The 20,369-nt window shown below is 63.6% G+C and carries 17 protein-coding genes; 6 read left to right on the forward strand and 11 right to left on the reverse strand.

The window, feature by feature from the left end; translation table 11 throughout:
* Positions 1–9: 9 nt before the first annotated feature.
* From HY836_RS14255 to HY836_RS14275, 5 genes are all read right to left on the reverse strand, one after another.
* Positions 10–2,814 carry a response regulator gene (locus HY836_RS14255; protein WP_290676985.1) on the reverse strand — a complete coding sequence of 935 codons (2,805 nt, stop codon included), beginning with the start codon at positions 2,812–2,814 and terminating at the stop codon, positions 10–12.
* Positions 2,811–3,239: a response regulator gene (locus tag HY836_RS14260; RefSeq protein WP_290676988.1), complete on the reverse strand. Its 429-nt coding sequence runs from the start codon at positions 3,237–3,239 to the stop codon at positions 2,811–2,813. Before HY836_RS14260 ends, HY836_RS14255 begins: the two co-directional genes overlap by 4 nt.
* Positions 3,226–4,704 (reverse strand): PAS domain S-box protein, encoded by a 1,479-nt coding sequence (locus tag HY836_RS14265; RefSeq protein ID WP_290676991.1) that lies wholly within the window; start codon positions 4,702–4,704, stop codon positions 3,226–3,228. The genes HY836_RS14260 and HY836_RS14265 overlap by 14 nt, the downstream gene beginning before the upstream one ends.
* Positions 4,705–4,834: 130 nt before the next feature.
* Positions 4,835–6,364 carry a glycerol kinase GlpK gene (gene glpK, locus HY836_RS14270; protein ID WP_290676994.1) on the reverse strand — a complete coding sequence of 510 codons (1,530 nt, stop codon included), beginning with the start codon at positions 6,362–6,364 and terminating at the stop codon, positions 4,835–4,837.
* Positions 6,365–6,409: 45 nt separating this feature from the next.
* Positions 6,410–7,192 carry a DeoR/GlpR family DNA-binding transcription regulator gene (locus HY836_RS14275; protein ID WP_290676997.1) on the reverse strand — a complete coding sequence of 261 codons (783 nt, stop codon included), beginning with the start codon at positions 7,190–7,192 and terminating at the stop codon, positions 6,410–6,412.
* 131 nt (positions 7,193–7,323) lie between these two features.
* On the opposite strand from HY836_RS14275, the gene glpD reads away from it, so the two are divergent.
* The 3 genes from glpD (at position 7,324) to HY836_RS14290 (ending at position 10,269) form a co-directional block, all read left to right on the forward strand.
* Positions 7,324–8,994, forward strand: coding sequence for a glycerol-3-phosphate dehydrogenase (glpD, locus tag HY836_RS14280; RefSeq protein ID WP_290677000.1), 1,671 nt, complete (start codon positions 7,324–7,326; stop codon positions 8,992–8,994).
* A 94-nt stretch (positions 8,995–9,088) separates the two neighbouring features.
* Positions 9,089–10,012, forward strand: coding sequence for a family 1 glycosylhydrolase (locus HY836_RS14285; protein WP_290677003.1), 924 nt, complete (start codon positions 9,089–9,091; stop codon positions 10,010–10,012).
* Complete coding sequence (locus tag HY836_RS14290; RefSeq protein ID WP_290677006.1) at positions 10,009–10,269, forward strand: family 1 glycosylhydrolase; 261 nt, start codon at positions 10,009–10,011, stop codon at positions 10,267–10,269. Before HY836_RS14285 ends, HY836_RS14290 begins: the two co-directional genes overlap by 4 nt.
* Positions 10,270–10,292: 23 nt before the next feature.
* On the opposite strand, the gene HY836_RS14295 is transcribed toward HY836_RS14290, so the two are convergent.
* On the reverse strand, positions 10,293–11,363 hold the full coding sequence (locus HY836_RS14295; RefSeq protein ID WP_290677009.1) for an AraC family transcriptional regulator: 1,071 nt from the start codon (positions 11,361–11,363) through the stop codon (positions 10,293–10,295).
* 87 nt (positions 11,364–11,450) lie between these two features.
* On the opposite strand from HY836_RS14295, the gene HY836_RS14300 reads away from it, so the two are divergent.
* Together HY836_RS14300 and HY836_RS14305 are read left to right on the forward strand one after the other, a co-directional pair.
* Entirely contained in the window at positions 11,451–12,257 is an 807-nt protein-coding gene (locus HY836_RS14300) for an SDR family oxidoreductase (RefSeq protein ID WP_290677012.1), read from the forward strand.
* Positions 12,258–12,292: 35 nt separating this feature from the next.
* Entirely contained in the window at positions 12,293–13,288 is a 996-nt protein-coding gene (locus HY836_RS14305) for an NAD(P)-dependent oxidoreductase (protein ID WP_290677015.1), read from the forward strand.
* 21 nt (positions 13,289–13,309) lie between these two features.
* Here the strand turns inward: HY836_RS14305 and HY836_RS14310 are convergent, their stop codons facing one another.
* The 3 genes from HY836_RS14310 to HY836_RS14320 form a co-directional block, all read right to left on the reverse strand.
* Entirely contained in the window at positions 13,310–14,302 is a 993-nt protein-coding gene (locus tag HY836_RS14310) for a hotdog domain-containing protein (RefSeq protein ID WP_290677018.1), read from the reverse strand.
* Between the two features lie 61 nt (positions 14,303–14,363).
* Positions 14,364–15,839, reverse strand: coding sequence for a methyl-accepting chemotaxis protein (locus HY836_RS14315; protein WP_290677022.1), 1,476 nt, complete (start codon positions 15,837–15,839; stop codon positions 14,364–14,366).
* A gap of 91 nt (positions 15,840–15,930) precedes the next feature.
* Positions 15,931–16,530, reverse strand: a complete 600-nt coding sequence (locus HY836_RS14320) for a DUF1439 domain-containing protein (protein ID WP_290677025.1) — start codon at positions 16,528–16,530, stop codon at positions 15,931–15,933.
* A gap of 136 nt (positions 16,531–16,666) precedes the next feature.
* Between HY836_RS14320 and HY836_RS14325 the strand changes: the two genes are divergently transcribed.
* Entirely contained in the window at positions 16,667–18,145 is a 1,479-nt protein-coding gene (locus tag HY836_RS14325) for a tetratricopeptide repeat protein (protein WP_290677029.1), read from the forward strand.
* Here the strand turns inward: HY836_RS14325 and HY836_RS14330 are convergent.
* A complete protein-coding gene (locus HY836_RS14330) occupies positions 18,094–18,567 on the reverse strand; it encodes a putative toxin-antitoxin system toxin component, PIN family (protein WP_290677032.1) in 474 nt (157 codons plus the stop codon). The genes HY836_RS14325 and HY836_RS14330 overlap by 52 nt on opposite strands.
* A gap of 133 nt (positions 18,568–18,700) precedes the next feature.
* On the reverse strand, positions 18,701–20,365 hold the full coding sequence (locus HY836_RS14335) for an RNA-binding domain-containing protein (RefSeq protein ID WP_290677035.1): 1,665 nt from the start codon (positions 20,363–20,365) through the stop codon (positions 18,701–18,703).
* Between the last annotated feature and the right edge of the window lie 4 nt (positions 20,366–20,369).

Consider the following 20,369-nt stretch of genomic DNA (forward strand, 5'->3'; position numbering starts at 1 on the left):
GTCAGACGCTCAGTGCGGTATCCATTTGATCAGGGTATCGACCATGGTCTCCGGCATGATGGGCTTGGTGATCATGTCCACCATGCCAGCCTCCAGGCAACGTTCGCGATCTGCGGGCAGCACCGCAGCCGTCATGGCAATGATGGGAATGTCATGGGCGTGGCCCATCTGCTGGATGCGCCGAGAGGCCTCCAGACCATCCATCACCGGCATGTGCATGTCCATCAGGATGGCCGAGAAGTAGCCCGGCAGCGCCTGTTCCATGCGCTCTACAGCCTGTTGCCCATCGTCCAGTGTTTCGACTTCCAGCCCGGCTTGCTGCAGGAAGGCCTGGGCCACCATCTGGTTGAGCAGGTTGTCTTCTACCAGCAGCACGCGGCAGCCTTTTAGTGCCTGCCCACGTTGTGCCAGCAGGTGAGCAGGCGAGGCTTGCGGCTGTGGCATTGTCTGGTTGTGGGTGCGTGCATGCGCCAGTGTTTTGAACAGCACGCCAGGCAGGACCGGGTGCGACAGCAGCGTGTCCACTGGCGACGGCCCCGTCGCATCCAGCAAGGATTGGCGTTCGAAGCCAGGTATCAAGCCCATGATCGTGGTCTGGTGGTCGCCATGTTGTCGCAACTGATCACGCAGCACGCGCACGACCTGTGCGGCTTGCGCATCGGCTTGCAGCCAGTCGATGATCACGGCATCGAACGGTTCACCATCTTGCGCCTTGCTCATGATGTGGGCGCAGGCCACGTCAAGGTCTTCCGCGGCAGTGACGGCAGCGTGGCGGGCCTGCAGCATACGAGTGAGAGCCTCAAGCGCTGCTGGTGTCGACCCGAGCAGCAGCACCTTGAAGGGCTCGCTGGCGAGCGGAGGGTTGACAGAGGGCGGTGCCGGCAGCAGCGGCATGGTGAACCAGAACTCACTGCCTTCACCCAGGCTGCTGTGCACGCCGATGCGCCCCTCCATCATCTCGATCAGACGCTTGCTGATGGCCAGACCCAGTCCTGTGCCCCCGAAGCGCCGCGTAATGGACACATCGCCTTGAGCGAACGCAGCAAACAAGGCCTGGCGGCGGTCGGGGGCGATGCCGATGCCGGTATCACGCACGGCAAAGCGCAGCATGTCACCATCCGTGCGGACTTCGAGATGGATGCCGCCCTTGTCCGTGAACTTGACGGCATTGCCCACGAGGTTGTTGAGGATTTGAGAAAGCCGCAAGGGGTCACCCAGGATGTGGGTGGGCAGTGGTTCAATCAGGTCCACGCTGAAGCGCAGGCGTTTTTGAGCCATACGCCCGGAGAACAGATCTGCCACGCGTTGCAGGATGTCCTCCAGATCGATGTCGGTGTGCTCCAGCGTCATCTGACCAGCTTCCACCTTGGCATAGTCCAGCACATCATCGAGGATGCCCATCAAAGCCATCGCAGAGTCATGAACGCGCTCGATGTGGCCATAAGCAGAAGGGGGCAAGGCCTCTTCCAGTGCCAGGCGAGACAGTCCGACGATGGCGTTCATCGGCGTGCGTATCTCGTGGCTCATGTTGGCGAGGAATGCGCTGGTGATGCGAGCGGCTTCCTGCGCCGTGTTGCGCGCATTGACGAGGGTCTCGTGCAGGATGTTCTGCTCGGTCACGTCCCGCGCTATCACCAGCAGGTGCGGTTCATCGCCACGGGCCAGTCTGGCCAGCGACCACGCCAGGTGAACGACATGTTCTGGCGAGCGTTGCATGGCGATTTCCAGATGCCGCGTCTGGCCGTCGGCCAGCGTGGCTTGCGCCTCATCGATCAAGTGGCTGGCCGCTCCAGTGGCCAGGGCGGCCATTGGCTGTTGTTTGAGTTGGTGCAGGGCCATGCCGGTGAGCATGGCCATCTCGCTATTGGCCAGCACACACTGTTGATCGGTACGGTAGACGGCCATGCCGATGGGCGAGTTGCCGATCACCGCTTCGACGAAGTGCAACAGCTCTTCCACCTTGGCTTGAGCGGCCTTGATCACGGTGATGTCTGTGATGGTCACGTAGAAGCCGGCAACCTCACCGAACTCGTTGGTATCTGGGCGGTACTCGGCCTGCAGGTGCCGTGTCTTGACGCCGTTGTTACCGGGCAAGGTATGTTCGAAGAGCTGAACCTGCCCTTGCAGCGCACGTACGATGTAGGGCTGGTGAATCGCATACATCACCGGGCCGATGGCATCACGTACGCGCATGCCAGGCAGGTGTTCGGGCAGCAGCTCAAACCAGGCTTCATGTGCGCGGTTGCCAAAGCGCACGCATTGGGCAGCATCCCAGTAGCCGATCAGGCTGGAGGTGTGGTCCAGCAGGTCTTGCAGATCGCGTTCCCGCAGCCGTATGGTCGCCGCTTGCTCTTCAACGCGCCGCTCCAGTTGCCGGTGCATGTCATCCAGCTCGCGCCGCATCTGATGGTGTTCCAGGCTGCGCAGGACCGAGCGCACCAGACTTTCCGCGCTCAGGTGCAGCTTGGAGAGGTAGTCGGCGGCACCCTCTTGCAGCGTCTGCACGACCAGCGCTTCGTTGCCAGCGCCTGTCACCATGATGACGGGGCAGTCCTGGCAGGTTTCCGAGCGCAGTCGCTGCAGGAGGTCCATGCCGGTGGTGTCACCGAGCTGGTTGTCCAGCACCACGCAGTCGAACGGGTGTGTGCGCACCATGCGCAAGGCCTCTTCGCCTGATGAGGCCTCGTGCGTGACGACCTTGACGGGCGAGCGTTGCATGTAGCGCTGCACGCGTTCGCGATCAACGTCGTCGTCATCGACTACGAGCAGATGCAGCGGATTGGTGGGTGCGTTCACGGCTGGGCTTGCATTCATGGCAGTTTGACCGCGCACTGGTAGCTTTGCAGCAGTGCGACCAGTTTCGAGAATTGAGGGCCCACGGCGGACTTCACCATGTAACCTGCGATGTTCTCGTGATAGGCGCGTGTACGGTCCGACTCGTCATCGGAGGTGGTCAGGACGAACACGACTTCATCACTCAGTTTGGGATCTGCGCGCAGAGCCTGCAGGAACTCGAAGCCATTCATGCGTGGCATGTTGAGGTCCAGCAGGATGACGCGTGGCCGGGGAGCGACCTGCCCCGTCTGCGTCGCGCGCAGCATTTCCAGGGCCTTCAGGCCATCTTCGGCCCAGATGACCGGTATGGTCAAGCCCGCTTTTTCGAGGCTGCGCACGACCGCTTCGGCGGCCACGTCATCGTCTTCGATCAACAGGATGGACAGGGCCTCAGACCTGGTCATGGCTGGTTCTCCTCTTGAAGCGGGGCCAGTCGAAGCGGAAGCAGGCGCCGCGGCCATCACGGACGGGGGATTGCACGTCGATGCGCCCGCCATGCACTTCGACCAGGCGTTTGGTCAACGCCAGACCGATGCCAGAACCTCCTCTCTCGGAAGAGGTCAGTGTCTGAAACAGCTTGAAGATACGGGCCTTGGCCTGTTCGGGCACGCCGGGGCCATCGTCTTCCACTTCGATGCGGCAATGCACATCGTCGATGCTGGCTCGCACGGTGATGCGGCCATGTGGCCGATCGTGGTGCTTGAGTACATTGCTCAGCAGGTTGCGCAATACGGTTTCCAGCGGCACCCGGGCGGTCTGCAGTGGCGGCACATCCAGATCCAACTGCACCGTGAAGCCTGGCGGTGGTGGTTGCAGTTCCAGGATGCCCTTGACCAGGCCTTGCAGGTCTACCTGGCTGAACTCGGTGGCGGCGCGGCCGGCGCGTGCGTAGCGCAGGAGGTCGTCAATCAGACGGTCCATGCGTTGAATGCGATGGGTCACGCGTTGCAGGTTGCGCGTCACGTCGGCCGGTATGTTGTCGCCCAGATCGGTGCCGATCCACTCGACCAGATCGGCGATGCCGCGCAAGGGCGAGCGCAGATCGTGTGAAGCTACGTAGGTGAACTCCTGCAGATCGGCGTTGACCTGCCGCAGCTCCAGCTCCAGGCGCTTGCGGATGCTGATGTCGCTGATCACGACCAGGGTGGACAGCTGCCGGTTCCAGCGCACGCGGCTCAGTCCGATCTCAACTGGCAGTTCGGTGCCATCGGCATGCAGGGCTGTGAGGTCTCGGCCCTGGCCCATCATGCGGGCCTCGCCGGTCTGGATGTAGCCCTGCATCAGGGCGCCATGTCGGTGGCGGTAGCGCTCGGGCAGCAGCATCTCCAGTGGCTGCCCGGCCAGCGCCGCACGGTTGTGGCCCAGTGATTCGGCCAGCACGCGGTTGGCCATGACGATGCGCCCCAGGTCATCGACGATGAGTTGGCCATAAGGCGAGGCATCGAACATGCCTCTGAATGCCGATTCCAGCCCGAGGCGCTCGCTGATGTCCACCACCGAAGCCAGCACCAGCAGGCCTTGCGCGGCAGGCAGCGGGTTGAGGCCGATCTCGACGGGAAAGTCATGCCCGTCGGCATGCCGTGCAAACAGAACGCGCCCTGCACCCATGGGCCGGGGCTCGGGATGCGCCATGAAGCTGTCGCGCAGGCCGGCGTGTTCGGCGCGCAGCGGGCTGGGCAGCAAGGCGTCTACGGACGTGCCTGCCAGGGACTCTACGGTGCAGCCAAACATCCGGGCCAGGGCCTCGTTGGCCGCCACGATGATGCCGGTCTTGTCGACCAGCACAAAGCCATTGGGAGCCGCATTGAACGCACGGGCCAGCAGATCAGGCGAGGGGCCTGCTGCGGGCTCGACGGAAGTGGTGACCATGACGCCCTCATTTATTCGCGATGGGGCGCTTGGCCACCCCTGCCTTGAGGAGCATCAGTGTTGATGGTCGGCAGCAGAAGTCAATCGACAACCATGTTGCCAGCGGTGGCAAAGCACCGGGGCAAGGGACTCAGTGCTGGCAGGTTTGCCTGACAGCATGCTCCCAATTGCCCATCAATTCAGCGGCGCGATCGCGCGACAGTGTGGGATAGAAAGTACGGTCGGCCTGCCACAAACGGGCGATCGTGGCCGTGTCGGCATACACGCCCGTCGACAATCCAGCGAGGTAGGCGGCACCCAGCGCGGTGGTCTCGATCACTTGTGGGCGCACCACGGGGATGCCCAGCAGATCCGCCTGGAACTGCATCAGCAGGTTGTTGACGCAGGCGCCGCCGTCCACGCGCAACTCGCTGACGGGGCGACCGCCCGCGGCCACGGCGTCACGGCTCATGGCCTGCAACAGGGCGGCACTCTGGAAGGCAATCGACTCCAGTGCAGCGCGCGCGATGTGGGCCACCGTGCTGCCTCGTGTCAGGCCGACGATGGCACCGCGCGCGTCACTTTGCCAGTAAGGTGCGCCCAGACCCGTGAAGGCCGGCACGAACATCACGCCACCCGAATCGGGCACGCTCTCGGCCAGGGATTGCACTTCGCTGGCGGCCTTGATGGCATGCAGGCCGTCGCGCAGCCATTGCACCACCGCGCCACCGATGAACACGCTGCCTTCCAGCGCATAGGCGCGTTGATCGGGCAGTTGCGCCGCAGCCGTACTCAGCAGGCCATTGGCCGAGGTGCGCACTTCGTTGCCGGTGTGCATGAGCATGAAGCAGCCGGTGCCATAGGTGTTCTTGGCCAGGCCGGCCTCAAAGCCTGCTTGCCCGAACAGGGCCGCCTGTTGATCACCCGCGATGCCGCCTACTGGCAGCGCAGGCAGACCGGGTATGGCGCTGGCATCCGGCCCCCACACCGTGGGTGCGGCTTCGCCAAACAGGTGGCTCGATGGCTTGACTTCGGGCAGCACCTCGCGTGGGATGCGCATCAGCTTGAGCAGGTCGTCATCCCAGTCATTGGTGTGGATGTTGAACAGCATGGTGCGCGAGGCATTGCTCACATCGGTGGCGTGCACGCGCCCGCCGGTCAGGTTCCACAGCAGCCAGGTGTCCACGGTGCCGAAAGCCAGTTCGCCACGCTCGGCCGCTTCGCGTGCGCCGTCCACGTTGTCCAGCAGCCATTGCAGTTTGCTGCCTGAGAAGTAGGGGTCGATGACCAAGCCGGTCTTGGCGCGGATGCTGTCACCCAGGCCTTGCTCGCGCCATTGCGCGCATTGCGTTTCGGTGCGGCGGTCCTGCCAGACGATGGCGCGGTGCACGGGCTGGCCGGTCTGGCGGTGCCACAGCAGGGTGGTCTCGCGCTGGTTGGTGATGCCGATGCCCTTGAGCTGGCGCAGATCGTGGCCTGCCTGATGCAGCTGCGCCATGGCCGCATGCGCCGTGTCGCGCTGCGTGGTCCACAGTTCCAGCGGATCGTGCTCCACCCAGCCCGGTTGCGGGTAGTGCTGGCGGATCTCAAGCTGGGCACTGGCCAGGATGCGGCCATGCTCGTCAAACACCACACTGCGCGAACTGGATGTGCCCTGATCCAGGGCCAGGATGAATGCCATCTTGCGTTGCTCTCTTTGTTTCTTGTTGGTGCCTTTGGCGCAGGCTCAGGAGGCGATGGTCAGGGCCACGTCCCATTCCTGCAGCATCTTGGGGTAAGGGGCGGGCGGCAGCGCATCGGTGAACACGCGCTTCATGCTTTGCAGGTGGCCCACCTTGGCCAGTTCGGCCTCGCTGAATTTGCTCACGTCGGCCACCAGCCAGGTCTCGCGGGCTTGCTCGACCAGGGTCTGGGCCACCGGCAGTTCGCGCAGATCGCGGTCACGCAGGGTGCCGTCTTCGTCGATGCCCATGGTGCTCATGATGGTGTAGTCCACCTTGAACTGTTTGAGGAAGGCCACGGTGCTGTCGCCTTCGAGCGCGCTGTCACGCGAGCGCAGCACGCCGCCGGCTACGTGGACCTTGCAGTTGGGGTGCTCGCTGAGCATGCTGGCCACGTGCAGGTTGTGCGTGATCACGCGCAGGCCGGACTTCTTGAGCAACTCGCGCGCCACGGCCTCGACGGTGGTGCCGATGCCCATCATGAGCGAGCTGCCATCCGGGATGGCCGCGGCCACCGAGCGCGCGATGCGGCTCTTGGCTTCAGCGCGCAGCGCCTGACGTTCTTTCCATGCACCCACTTGCGGGGCGATGCGGGGCAGGTTCACGCCGCCGTGAAAGCGTTGCAGCAAGCCGGCATCGGCCAGGCGCTGCACATCGCGGCGCACGGTCTGCATGGTCACATCCAGACGCTGGGCCAGTCGCTCGACCGACACGGCGCCGCGCGCCTTCACTTCTTCAAGCAAGGCAAGCTGGCGCGGATTGGGGCTCCAGTGGGAATCAGGGTTCATACCAGGTCTCCGTTGATTGTTTTTGCGCAATTTTCCGGGTTATGGAGAGCGTATACGAAAAAAAACAAACACAAAAGAATATAAACGCGCTTGTGTTGTACGCTTCGGTGCCGTAAAACACGCACTGTGTCATGAAGGAGTCTAGTTTGCAGCCCGCAAGCCCCCCATCCCTGCCAAAGTCCGACGATCACACCAGCGAAGCGGACTATCACTGCGACGTGCTGGTGATCGGTGGTGGCATCAATGGCGTGGGCATTGCCCGCGATCTGGCGGGCCGTGGATGGCGTGTGGTGATGTGTGAGCAGGAAGACCTGGCCAGCCACACCTCCTCGTCGTCCACCAAGCTGATCCATGGCGGATTGCGCTATCTGGAATATGGCGAATTCGGGCTGGTGCGCAAGGCGCTGATGGAGCGCGAACTGCTGCTGCGCTCGGCACCGCACATCATGTGGCCCTTGCGCTTTGTGCTGCCGCACGATGCCTCCATGCGCCCGGCCTGGATGATCCGCCTGGGGCTGTGGCTGTACGACAACCTGGCGCCACGCGAGTTCCTGCCCGGGTGCGAATCCGTGGCCTTGGCCAAATCGCCTTTGGGCGAGCCGCTCAAACCTGGCTGGACCAAAGGCTTCGTGTATTCCGACGGCTGGGTGGACGACGCCCGCCTGGTGGCCTTGTGCGCGCTGGATGCGGCCGAGCAAGGCGCGCAGGTGCTGACGCGCACGCGGTGCGAAGCGATACGTGCCCATGCGGGAGGGTGGCGCGCCACCCTGGCGCATCTGGATCCGAATGTGCAGGTGACCACGCACAAGCTCACGGTGCAGGCGCGCATGGTGGTCAATGCGGCGGGGCCTTGGGCCGAGCACTTGCTGCGCGACGTGATGGCCGTGCCCACCACCGCAGGCAAGGGCGGCGATGCCAACAAGAAACTGCGCCTGGTCAAGGGCAGCCACATCGTGGTGCCGCGCATCTTCAACCACGATCACGCCTATATCTTTCAGGGGCAGGACAAGCGCATCATCTTTGCCATTCCTTACGAACGCGATTTCACCCTGATCGGCACCACCGATGTCGAGCACAAGGCCGCGCCGGGCCATGTGCAGATCGAGCCGGAAGAGGTGGTCTACCTTTGCACCGAGTTGAGCCGCTATCTGCGCCGCCCTGTGCAGCCCGGTGATGTGGTGTGGAGCTATGCCGGTGTGCGCCCCCTGCTCGATGATGAAAGCGGCAAGGCCGCGGCCGTCACGCGTGACTATCGCCTGCAGACGCAACTCAAGCCCTCGCCCTGGTTGACGGTCTGGGGTGGCAAGCTCACCACCTTCCGCGTGTTGTCGCAGGAGGCTGCTGACGAAGTCGGCAAGATGCTGGGCGACGAGCGCCACCAGTGGACGGCAGATGCCGTGTTGCCAGGCGGCTTCCTGGGTGACTTGATCGAGGAAACCGGCAACCCGGTGGCCGACATGGCAGAGTTCCAGACGCGTTTGCGTCGTCGCCATCCCTGGATGGACTTGGGGCTCATGCGCCGCTGGACCCGCGCTTATGGCAGCCGTGTGCTGCGCCTGCTCGATGGCGTGCGCTCACGCAGTGACCTGGGTGCCGAGATCGCGCCGGATCTGTACGAGGCCGAGCTGTTCTACCTCAAGCGCCATGAGTGGGCCATGACGGCCGACGATGTGCTGTGGCGCCGCTCCAAGCTGGGCTTGCACTATTCGGCCGAACAGCGTCAGGCTGTGGTCGAATGGTTTGCCGCGCAAGCCAGCACCGCAGGCGAACAAGGCTTTCACCACAGTGCCTTGAGCCGTTGATGGGGCGATGTCTCGTCCGTCGCGGCTGGTCAGCTTTCGGGTAGCAGGGTGGCCAGCGCAGTGCGATCCACCACGCTTCCTTCCATGGCCGCAGATGCTTGCTGATGCACTGCCGACTCAAGGCCAGCATCTGCGCCAGCATGGCCTGGCTGATCTGCAACAGATGCTGATCGGGATCTTCCTGCCCGTCAGCGGTCGAGGACAGCCACAGCAGGGCCATGGCCAGGTCGGCATCCAGTTGCCAGCCCGATACAGGTGTGTGGGCCACCGCGCAGCTCATGGTGGATGCACGCGTGAAGATTTCCAGATCGCCAAAAACGCCAAGTACGATGCCTACCGTGATTCCGTGGATTTCTACAAGCATTACGAGGCCGATCTGGATCGCGCTGCCGCCTTGGGCGTCAAGGTGTTTCGCATCAGCATCGAATGGGCGCGGGGCGAGCCGCAACCTGGCGTGGTGGACCCTGCGGCACTGGCCTTTTATGACGCCGTCATCCAACGCATCGTGAAACTGGGCATGCGGCCCATGCTCACGCTGGACCACTGGGTCTACCCCGGCTGGATGCTGGACCGTGGCGGTTGGGCCAGTGCCGAGATGCCGGCCAACTGGCTGAGCAACGCCCGACGCCTGGTCGATCGCTATGCGGGCTACGCGCCGATCAGGATCGCCATCAACGAGCCGACTTTCTATCTGAATAACGAGATTGGCAACGGTGGGTTGAAAGCGCAGGACATCCGGAAGATGAACGATGGCATGGTGGCTGTACACAGGGCCATCTATGACTATATTCACGCTCGTCAGCCTGGCTCCGTGGTGTCCAGCAACGTGGCTTACCGAGGCACTGCTGGACGCGATGTTCTTCAACCGTGTGGCGGACAAGCTCGATTTCATCGGGATCGATTACTACTACGGCATGCCCACCAACGATGGCCAGCCATCGCGCGGATGGCCAGCAGCACCACGACGCCTTGCGCGACACGATCTACTGGCTGCAGCGAGCCAAGGCTGATGGTATGAGGATCCTGGGCTACAACTACTGGAGCCTGACCGACAACTACGAGTGGGGCAGCTACAAGCCGCGCTTTGGTTTGTACACGGTCAATGTACAGACCGATGTCAACCTGACTCGCGATCCGACCCATGCCGTGGCCGCATATGCCGGGCTGATCGCCAATCATGGCGTCCCGTTGGACTACAAGCCCAAGGTGGCGCCTCAGGCTTGTTCACTGGTGGCGCCAGCTGCCAGTTGCTTGCGCCCTGTGCGGGTACGGTAGGCGCATGGCTGCGGCGTGCTCAGTCACGCGTGGGGCGCAGCTTGCTCTTGGCGCCACTGCAGCGGTGAGATACCTTTCCAGCGCTTGAAGGCCCGTGTGAAGGCGCTCTGTTCGGAATAGCCCAGCAAGGTGCTGACCTCGGCCAGCGTGAGCCGCTCATCGCGCAGATGCAGGTCGGCCAGTTGCTGCAAGGCGGCTTCTCGTAAGCCCCTGAAGTTCAGGCCCTGCTCGGCCAGACGCCGGTAGAACACGCGCGGCGAAAGCCGCAGTTCATGGGCCACCTGCTCCAGTTCGGGCATGCCATGTGGCGCCAGGTGGGCCACCACACGTTGGGTCATGTCCCCGAGGTTGCCCGTCTGGGGTAGCTGGGCCATGGCGGCATCTACCTGCGCTTCCATCAGCTTGAGCAGGGTGGGGTCCGGCTGGCGCAGAGGGGCCGCCAGCGTCTCCAGCGGGATCACCAGCCGCGTGAGGGCCTGGCCAAAACGCACCGGGCAGCCGAAGTAGCGCGTGTAGGGGCGTGCATCGACGGGAGGCGGGTTCACGAAATCCACGGCGCTCAAAGGCAGGTCCCGGCCGCACAGGTCGCGGCCGAACTGCACGATGCTGGTGATGCCCGCCTCATCGAACAAAGCGCCGGGCTTGCCATGTGCCGTGCCCCAGCGCAACTCCAGCTGCCCGTTGATCACCTCATGCTCGATCGGGTTGATGTCGTGCACCAGCCGGTGGTAGCGCTGGATACGCATCAGCGCAGCGCCCAGGTTTTCACAGGCCAGCAACACATAGCCCAGTGCCCCCAGTTGCGCGGGCTGCATGGCCTGGCCCAGGTGCAGGCCCAGCAGCGGGTCATTGAGGCGCTCGGCGGCCTGGATCAGCAGCAGGCAGTAGTCCTGTGCGGGCATGCGGCCGAGGTGCTGCGCACTGTCGAGCTTGTAGCGCCTGGGGATCAGCTCATGTGGCGCCACGCCACGCGCCTGCAGATAGCCGGCCAGCACGCGCAGAAAGGTCAGCGGGACCATGCCTTGCACCGCGTCTCGCGCATACAGCCGGGCGGGTAGCGGGCTGGTCGGGCTGGCCTGAGGGGTGGTTGGCATGGACGAAATTGTTAAAAAACATGGCCGACGGCGTCAAGACCTGTCAACCCTGTGGCCGTTATGCTGCGCATCAGATCAGGAGCGTCCATGAGCCAGACCACGAGCATCAACAGCACCAGAAGCATCTTCATCACGGGGGCGGCCGCTGGCATCGGCCGGGCGATTGCCGAGCGGTTCGCCAAGGCAGGCTGGTTCATCGGGGCGTATGACGTGGACGAGGCCGGCGTGATGGCCTTGCGTGCGCAACTGGGGGCACACCGCTGCCACGCGGGGCGGCTGGATGTGAGTAATCCTGATGACTGGGCACGTCAGCTGGAAGCCTTCTTCAAGGCCGCCGACGGGCGTCTGGATGTGCTGGTCAACAATGCCGGCGTGGCGGTGACGAGCTACTTCGAAGAGGCCGAGCTGATTCGCCATCACCGCCTCATCGACATCAACCTCAAGGGCGTGGTCAACGGCTGCCATCTGGCGCTGCCCTATCTGCGCCGCACGCCCCAGTCCCGTGTGGTCAACCTGTGCTCGGCATCGGCCCTGTACGGGCAGCCCATGCTGTCTACCTACTCGGCCACCAAGGCGGCCGTGCGCAGCTTCACCGAGGCGCTGGACATCGAATGGCAACGCTTCGATATCCGTGTGGTGGATGTGCTGCCGCTGTTCGTGAATACGGCCATGGTGGCCAACGATGTGAGCAAGATGAAGACGGTGCAGACGCTGGGTGTGCGCCTGTCGGCTGATGACATCGCCGCCAGCATCTGGCGACTGGCCCAGGGCGCGCCTGGCAGCCTGCCCGTGCACACGCCTGTGGGCATGCAGACCAAGCTGTTTTATCTGCTGTCCAAGCTGTCGCCGGACTGGATGAACCGCCTGGTGACGGCCCGCATGGCCGGGCATTGAAGACGCCGACAGCGTGACCGTGAGGTAAGCAAGCCATGGATGAACGTGATCAAACCGTGCTGGTGACCGGCGGCTGCGGCTTCCTGGGTCAGGCACTCGTTGCCCAGATCCTGACGCGAACCAGATGGGCCGTGCGCGTGCTGGCCTTGCCCCATGAGCGCGTGCCTGCGTCATGGGGCCACCGTGTGCAGATCCTGCGTGGCGACATCACCCGGTCGGACGATGTGGATCAAGCCATCCAGGGCTGCTCGCATGTGTTCCATCTGGCGGCCCTGGTGGGCGATGCAGGCAGCTACGCAGCGCACGACCGCGTCACCGTCGGGGGCACGGCCCATGTGTTCGATTCGGCCCTGCGCCATCAGGCCATCGTGGTGCTGACCACCAGCATCTGTGCCTATGGTGATGCCATCCAGCGCAGCGTGTGCGCCGAAGATGTGCAGCCCGGGCAGCCTCAAGGGCCTTATGGCAAGGCCAAGCAAGGTCAGGAGGCGCTGGCCTGGCGCTTCAAGGCGCAGGGCGGTCGTGTGTGCGTGGTGCGGCCGGCCAACATCGTGGGCCCCGGCTCCGGCCCCTGGCTGCTGGATGCGGCCCATGCCTTGCGCCAGGGCTTGCCTGCGCTCATCGGCGGCGGGCAGGGCCATGCCGCGCTCACCGTGGTGGACAACGTGGCCGACTTCATGCTGCTGGCCGCGCAGACGCCCGCTGCTTATGGCCAGGCTTTCAACATCGAGGACGACCTGCCCGTGACCTGGCAGCGTTACTTCAACGACCTGGCCTTCCTGATGAAAGCACCCTTGCCGCGCTCGATACCGCGCTGGGCAGCCTACCTGGGTGCCAGTGTGGTGGAGCCAATCTTCAGGCGCTTCTTTCAGCGCCAGCGCCCGCCGGTCACGCGCGAGGCGCTCAACCTCATCGCCTGGGACGGCCGCTTTCCCACCGCCAAGGCGCGTGCCCTGGGCTGGGCACCAAAGGTGTCTTACGAGCAGATGCTGCTGGCACTGGGCAAGGACATCCAGGCGCGCGGCCTGTAGCCCGCCCGGATACCCGGTCGATCAGGCCTCGTCGCGCGGCATCAGGCAATGGCCGCGGGCCTGTGCCACGGGCCGCTGCGGATCGTCCTGCCAGATCGAGACCTGCACCAGCGCCACGCGGTTGCCCTGGCGCACGGTCGTGCCTTGCACAAAGGTGTCCACGGGCTTGGCCGAGCGCATGTAGGCGATCGCGAAATCGATGCCACGCGGCACGCCCTTGATGGCCGGGTTGGTGTTGGTCAGGTGCAGGATCATGGCCGTTTCGCCAAAACCCGCCAGCACGCCGCCGTGCAGCGCAGGCAGCACCGGGTTGCCGATCAGCTCGCGCTTGAAGGGCAGGCGGAAGATCGGGCCGGCATCGATCTGCATCTGCTGGTGGATGTCGAGGAAGTCCACATACGGCGAGCGGCCGGCTGGCAGGGCGAGCGATTCAGGCACATCGGCGCGCTGGCTGATGAACACGGGGCTGGGTTCGATGCTGGCCGGGGCGCTCAGGCTGGCCGCAGCCTGGGTCGGGGTCAAGGCAGCCTTGGCGTCGGTGCCAGAGGGCGCGGGGGCGCTCATGTCCTTGCGGCGCGTGTTGGCCGTGGCGCGCATGAAGGTGGCATTCACCGTGGCCACAGGCTCGTCCTGGCCGATCTGGAACACCTGGCCGCGCACGAAGCCGATGCTGCGCGACAGGCGATAGCACTCGGCCTTGCACACCAGTTCGGTGTTGGCCATGGCGGGGCGCAGGTAGTCCATGCGCAGATCCAGCGTGGCGATGGGCTCGGGTGTGTCCATCGCAGCGCCCACGGCCAGGCCGCAGGCGGTGTCGGCCAGCACGCTCAGGCAGCCGGTGTGGATCATCTGCAGTTCCGAGTCACCCGTCCAGGTGTCGCGGGCAGGTTGATACAGGCTCACCGTGCCCTTGCCCAGCTCGGTCACTTTCATGCCCGAGGCGACGGCGTAAGGAATGCCGGCGATGAAGGCGTCGGCCCAGGTGGTGCGGCTGTCGCCGGTATAGGTGCTCATGATGCGAATGGGCTGCGTGAACTAGGTGGAAACACTGAGTATCGTTATTGTCCACAACTTTTCAGGCGACGCGGAACTGCCCCACGGTCTGAACCAGGGCATTGGTTTCCTGGCGCACGGCATCCACCGTCGCGGCGGACTCCTCGGCCAGCGCTGCGTTCTGCTGCGTGGCCTGGTCCAGCTGGCTCATGGCCTGGTCGATCAGGCCAATGCCGCTGGCTTGTTCCACCAGCGAACCGTTGACCTCCGAGATCAGCCCCGAGACCTGTCGCACGGCAGACACCACCTCGTTCATGGTCTGCCCCGCCTGGGTGACCAGGTGCGAACCGGACTCGACCTTGTCCACCGAATCGCGAATCAGCGTGGCGATCTCCTTGGCAGCCGATGCACTGCGCTGTGCCAGGGTGCGCACCTCGCCGGCCACCACCGCAAACCCGCGACCCTGCTCGCCAGCGCGGGCCGCTTCTACGGCGGCATTGAGCGCCAGGATGTTGGTCTGGAAGGCGATGCCGTCGATCACGCTGATGATGTCCGAGATCTTCTTGGATGACTGGAGGATCTGCGCCATGCTGGCCACCACCTCGTCGACCGTCTGCCCACCCTGGGCGGCGATCTGAGCGGCTGATGAGGCCTGGTGATCGGCATTCTGCGCGTTGTGCACGCTTTGCTGCACGGCCGCCGTCAGTTGCACCACGCTGGAGGCGGTTTGCTGGATGGTCGAGGCCTGCTGCTCGGTGCGGTGCGACAGATCGCCATGGCCGGTGGCCACTTCGTCCATGCTGTGGGCCACGGCTTGCGAGCGCTGGCGCACATCGCCCACCACCCGGGCCAGGCTGTCTTTCATGTCGGACAAGGCCTGCATCAACTGGCCCATCTCGTCTTGTGAATGCACCGCCACCGGGCTGGCCAGATCACCAGACTGGATGCGGCGGGCTGTCTGCAGCGCCTCACCCAAAGGCGCCAGCGTGGCCTGGCGGATCAGCCAGAACGCGGCGCACAGTGCGGCAATGCCCAACAGGTTGGTCGTGATCACGATGAGTTTGACCACCTCGACAGCCTTTTGCACCATGGGGCCGAAGCGGTTGGAGTTGTCCAGCACCTGTTGCATGTCGGGCTGGATCTGCTGGATCAGATCGGGTGTGACCGGGCCACTGCCCGCTTCAATCAGGCCGCGCAGGTGGGCCAGATCCTTCATGTCCTTGTGTGGCAGGTCGATCACATCGCCAAAACCGATGAGCCTGAACGCCCATTGCTCCACCGTGAACAGCTCGAAGTCCACATGCGCTGCGATCTCGTCAGCCTTCTTGATGGAGGCCAGCATGGCCTCGCGCGTTACCGTTCGGCTGCCTGGGGCCACAGTCGCCAGCTCCAGATCGTGCGCCATGCCGACCACCACGGCCATATGCTCGCGCTCCAGATAGTGGAACAAGGCACTCTTGCTCAACAGCCGGATGCCCAGCAAGATCACCAGCGAAACGACCAGTACCGTGCTCAGGCCGGCGACAAACTTCTGCCTTAACGTCCAACTTCCACCCATAGCCGTCCCGTCTAGAAAGATTCACCTGGACGTTTTATCGGACGGTGAGACGGTTTCTTCAGCACTGTTTGGCGTGGCCGGGTGGGGCGCGTCAGGGGCGGGGCACCAGGTGAACGGCCAGGCCGGTGCGCGTCACGGCGATGTCCTTGACCTGGTAACCCAGGCGGTCAGCGGTGCGCAGGTCTTCAGGCTTGAGTTGGTGCACCGGATAGTCATTGAGCGTTTCTTCCACCAGCTTGGCGCCCAGGTTGGTCAGGGCCCGCTGGTAGATGGCGGGCAGGCCCTCCACGGCGACCTGTTCCACTTTGGGTTCGGTCAGGCGCAGGGTCAGGTCCTTGGGCTCGAAGCGCAGGCCAAAGCTCAGGGCGACCTTGCCCTTGTATTCCTGGCCCATGAGCAGCTCTCGGGCGGCCAGGTCCACGCTGGCGGTCACCCGGTTCTTCTCCTCCTGCAGATCCAGCGAGGGCAGCGAGGCTGTCACGTCCAGCAGCTTCATGACCCGTTTGGTGGTGGGGAACTGCTTGCCCAGTTTGGTCAGCAACTCATCACGAGAGATCTCGATCGTGCGGGGGCCCAGCAGGGTCGCACAGGCGGCCAGCAGGCCGGCGATGGCCAGGGGCGCCAGCAACATGGTGCGGCGGCGCAAGGTGGCACGTGAGGTGAGGTGACGAGGGGCGTGTGGCTCAAGCATGGGGTGGCAAATCAGATCGGTGCATGTACCTGGCGTGAAAGCGAAAGTATGCGCTCAGGCATCGGGCTTCTGGAAGCGCCATGGGCGGTTCTGCCCGGTATCCTTGTGCATTCCGACTTGCCGCAGCCGTCGCAGCATGACCTCCTCGCCCGCCCCTCGCACCGAACCGCCTGAGCAGGCGCGGCATGCCCTGGACGTGCAGGCCGCTTTTGCCTTGGGCGTGGCGCAACAAAGTTCAGGTCAGACGCAACTGGCCATGGCGAGCTTTCGGCACGCGCTGGGCTTGCGGCCTGACCTGGCCGAGGCCTGGTCCAACCTGGGCATGTTGCTGGAAGATGATCAACAGTGGGATGAGGCCGAATCCTGCTATCAGCAGGCTTTGCAACACGCGCCCGATCTGTTTGCCGCGTGCATGAACCTGGCTACCCTGCAGGCGCAGCGCATGCAATTCGTGCAGGCGGAAGCCAGCTATCAGCGCGCCATCCAGCTGCGGCCGCAGGATCCGGCTGTGTGGTCCAACCTGGGCGCCATGCTGACCTGCATGCGCCGCGAAGACGACGCGCTGGCCTGCCTGAACCATGCGCTGCAACTTGACCCAGACTACGACAAGGCCCGCTTCAACCTGGGCTACCTGTTGATGCGCCAAGGCCAGTTGCGCGAAGGCTGGCTGTGCAATGAAAGTCGGACCTTTCCAAGCGAGTTGCAAGCCAAGCTGGGCATCACGCGCTGGATGGGCGATGCCTTGAATGGCCGGTCCATCCTGATTGCACCGGATGCGGCGCATGGTGACCTCATCCACATGGCGCGCTATGTGCCGATGCTCAAGGCGATGGGCGCCGGCCGCATCGGCATCTGGGGGCAGCCGGCCTTGAAGCACCTGTTGAGCCGGATGCCTGATCTGGATGCCTACTTGGCGTTCGACGAGCCTTTTGCGCCCGCTGCCTGGGATACCTGGGTGCCCTTGATGAGCCTGCCTCATTTATGCGGCACCACGCTGGACACGATCCCGACGCGCTTGCCGTATCTGCAGGCTGACCCCGATCGTGTGGCGGCGCGTGCGGCGCAGGGCATGGCCCCAAAGCGTGTGGAGGATGCCGACCATGCGAAGCCCGCCTTGCGCGTTGGCCTGGTCTGGCGTGGCAACCCCGCGCATGAAAACGATGCGCAACGCTCTTTGCCTTCGCTGGCAAGCCTGGCACCCCTGTGGCGCGTGCCGGGCGTGCGCTTCTTCAGCTTGCAAAGTGGCGTGGGCAGCGAGGAGGCTTTGCATCCGCCGCAGGCACAGCCGCTGGAAGCCCTGGCAGAGCCCTTGGGCGACTTTGCCGAGACGGCAGCGGTCATCGCCAACCTGGACCTGCTCATCGGCGTGGACACGTCCATGGTTCATCTGGCGGGCGCCTTGGGCAAACCCGTGTGGGTGCTGCTGAGCGACTACAAGACCGATTGGCGCTGGATGAACGAGCGCACCGATTCACCCTGGTACCCCGGCGTGATGCGCCTGTTTCGGCAGGATGCAAAGGGCTTGCAGGCGGGCCAGTGGGGGCCGGTGATCGAGCAGGTGGCTCAGGCGTTGGCCGAGTTGGTCGGTGGCTCAAGCGATGCCGCAGCCAACTGATTCGCCACGTAGGTCTGCAGGCTCATCACGTTCACACCGCGTGTCCGCGCGCGCCGAGCCAGCTTGAGCAGGGCCGCATCCTTGCTGAACAACCAGGTGGCACCCACATGCAAGGCCAGGTCGATGAAGACCTGGTCATCCGGGTCCTTGCAGCGAAACGGGCCGCGCGGTGGCTCGTCCACGAACTCGGCGTGCTGGAACACCGTCAGCGTCAGCATCGGGTCAGGCTGCCAGGCCTTGAGGTAGCTGCGCGGCCAGACCTGGTGCCACTCCTGCTCCATCGAAGGGCAAGCGATCCAGCGCATGCGGCCCTCGAGAATGGCTTGCGCAATCGGCTGGGCGGCGGGGTCCTTGAAGACGCGCCAGTCCAGCAAGGCGTTGGTGTCGAGGATGACGATGGGGATTGGATAGTCAGCAGTCATGTGCGTCAACGCGATATCCGAGCGGCGCCTTTTGCAAGTATTTGATATGAAAGCGCTTTTTCTGATTTTGGATCTGATCTTGGATAGATATCTCGGATAAATGAGCGCTCAGGGGCCTGATTCGTGTTGTTCACTATCCGAGACGCCAGAGGGACTTGGTCGGTGGGCCTTCTCTCACGATGGCACCATCTCGCCGGAGTGCAGCCAGCAGGTTCTTGAGTTTGTTTTCCTTCTGCTCGGTGCTGAGGATCGCGGGCAAGACCGGGAGCAGCATGTCGCGCAGATCGTCGCGGCTGGCCGTTTTGAACTGCTTGAGGTAGTCCAGGATCAGATGACGGTAATGCGCATCGTCCTGCCGTCTGTGCCTGATGTAGCGTCCTTTGTCGTCTGTGGCCTCCGCCAATTTGGCGGACAGGTGCAGCGTCGGCTTGCGCCCTTCGATCATGCCCCGTCGGCGCAGGGCGCGGATGGCATCATCGTCAATAGGCAGGCGCTTCTGGACACGGTCCAGCGCGAGAATGTCTGCCAGCGTGAAATCGTCGTGGGTCAGCAAGAGGCGGCTGTAGTTCTCGTCCAGGAAGCGACCAGACAGTTTCAGCGCAACATGGCTCGCGTCGCTGAGGTCGTAGTCCGGCATGGGCAAATAGCGTCGAGCCTGCCCCCTGAACATCACCTCCCTGATCCCGAAGCCCATGGTGTCCATCATGCGTAGCGTGACCATCGCTTCGGTCAGAAAACGGTTGCGATAACGGCGCGGTGTGCGGTTGCCCAGCACGTAGTCATCAGGTGTGCCATCAAAGAATCCGCCAGCATTGGAGAACTCCAATTCACCACTGCGTTCCGTGACCAGTACGCGTTCGCATGCCGTGTAGTCCTGGTGGGCAATGCAGTTGTGCAGCGCTTCCAGCACGATGGCTTGTTCGTACTTGGGGATGTCGACCGGTATCAATTGGCCTGGCGGCAAAAAGGACAGGCGGAGGTTGCGAATTCGCTGGTAGAGCGCGCTGGTTTGCAGCAAAAAGGGTGGATGGAAATGCTCATAAGCCCGCTCGGGGCCTTCCAGCTTCCAGGTCAACTCCGCAACATAAGGGCTGAGGTGGTGGGTGGATTCGGCTTTGCCCAATAGCAGCAGCGTCGTTCTGGTGATGCGCCCGTTGATCGTGAGCTTGGCGCGATCCAAAAACGCCGTATCACTCCAGCTGTCGATGTCGGCCTCTGACAATCGGCTCTTGAATCTGGCTTTGAAGAGTTCGCGCGCCTTCGCCACAGCGCCTGAGTCCAAGTCGGACAAGTCCGCTTCCGGGCAGATGGCCGCCGACCAATCCTGAGCGCCGCCCTGTTGGCGAATCTGATCCTGCTTGACCAGGCTCAGCGGCACCAGGCTGTCATGGTTGCGCGCATAGAAATGCCCTTGCCAGGCGATGGGCATGCCACGTGGGGCAGCGGGAATCTCGAACAGAACGACGCGCCCGCCAGGTACCTCCAGCACATGGATATCTTTGAAGGACGTCGAAGGTTCGACAACATCGGAGATCTGCTGCTTCAGTGCCATCAGGCGCGCAGGTTCTTCACGAAACCGCGTACCAGTCACCAGGCGTGTTTTGTCGTTGACGCCGAACACAAGCCAACCCGCTTCGAGCCCACGCAGATTGGCCTCGTTGGCGATAGCCGAGAAATATTTGCCAATGTCCGATAACGGAAAGTTGTCGTGTGTTTCCTTGAACTCGACGACTTCACTTTCTCCTGCTGCCAGCAAGGTCTTCAGCAGATCAGGCAGTGAGTCGTTGGCGCGTGTCATCAGT

It is taken from the genome of Aquabacterium sp. (assembly GCF_016234775.1).
Classification (GTDB): domain Bacteria; phylum Pseudomonadota; class Gammaproteobacteria; order Burkholderiales; family Burkholderiaceae_C; genus Aquabacterium.

Bases quoted from the DNA above. Each gene is read 5' to 3' on its own strand.
- HY836_RS14255 (WP_290676985.1), bottom strand. From the start codon at position 2,814: ATGAATGCAAGCCCAGCCGTGAACGCACCCACCAATCCGCTGCATCTG.
- HY836_RS14260 (WP_290676988.1), bottom strand. From the start codon at position 3,239: ATGACCAGGTCTGAGGCCCTGTCCATCCTGTTGATCGAAGACGATGAC.
- HY836_RS14265 (WP_290676991.1), bottom strand. From the start codon at position 4,704: ATGGTCACCACTTCCGTCGAGCCCGCAGCAGGCCCCTCGCCTGATCTG.
- glpK (WP_290676994.1), bottom strand. From the start codon at position 6,364: ATGGCATTCATCCTGGCCCTGGATCAGGGCACATCCAGTTCGCGCAGT.
- HY836_RS14275 (WP_290676997.1), bottom strand. From the start codon at position 7,192: ATGAACCCTGATTCCCACTGGAGCCCCAATCCGCGCCAGCTTGCCTTG.
- glpD (WP_290677000.1), top strand. From the start codon at position 7,324: ATGAAGGAGTCTAGTTTGCAGCCCGCAAGCCCCCCATCCCTGCCAAAG.
- HY836_RS14285 (WP_290677003.1), top strand. From the start codon at position 9,089: ATGCTTGCTGATGCACTGCCGACTCAAGGCCAGCATCTGCGCCAGCAT.
- HY836_RS14290 (WP_290677006.1), top strand. From the start codon at position 10,009: ATGAGGATCCTGGGCTACAACTACTGGAGCCTGACCGACAACTACGAG.
- HY836_RS14295 (WP_290677009.1), bottom strand. From the start codon at position 11,363: ATGCCAACCACCCCTCAGGCCAGCCCGACCAGCCCGCTACCCGCCCGG.
- HY836_RS14300 (WP_290677012.1), top strand. From the start codon at position 11,451: ATGAGCCAGACCACGAGCATCAACAGCACCAGAAGCATCTTCATCACG.
- HY836_RS14305 (WP_290677015.1), top strand. From the start codon at position 12,293: ATGGATGAACGTGATCAAACCGTGCTGGTGACCGGCGGCTGCGGCTTC.
- HY836_RS14310 (WP_290677018.1), bottom strand. From the start codon at position 14,302: ATGAGCACCTATACCGGCGACAGCCGCACCACCTGGGCCGACGCCTTC.
- HY836_RS14315 (WP_290677022.1), bottom strand. From the start codon at position 15,839: ATGGGTGGAAGTTGGACGTTAAGGCAGAAGTTTGTCGCCGGCCTGAGC.
- HY836_RS14320 (WP_290677025.1), bottom strand. From the start codon at position 16,530: ATGCTTGAGCCACACGCCCCTCGTCACCTCACCTCACGTGCCACCTTG.
- HY836_RS14325 (WP_290677029.1), top strand. From the start codon at position 16,667: ATGACCTCCTCGCCCGCCCCTCGCACCGAACCGCCTGAGCAGGCGCGG.
- HY836_RS14330 (WP_290677032.1), bottom strand. From the start codon at position 18,567: ATGACTGCTGACTATCCAATCCCCATCGTCATCCTCGACACCAACGCC.
- HY836_RS14335 (WP_290677035.1), bottom strand. From the start codon at position 20,365: ATGACACGCGCCAACGACTCACTGCCTGATCTGCTGAAGACCTTGCTG.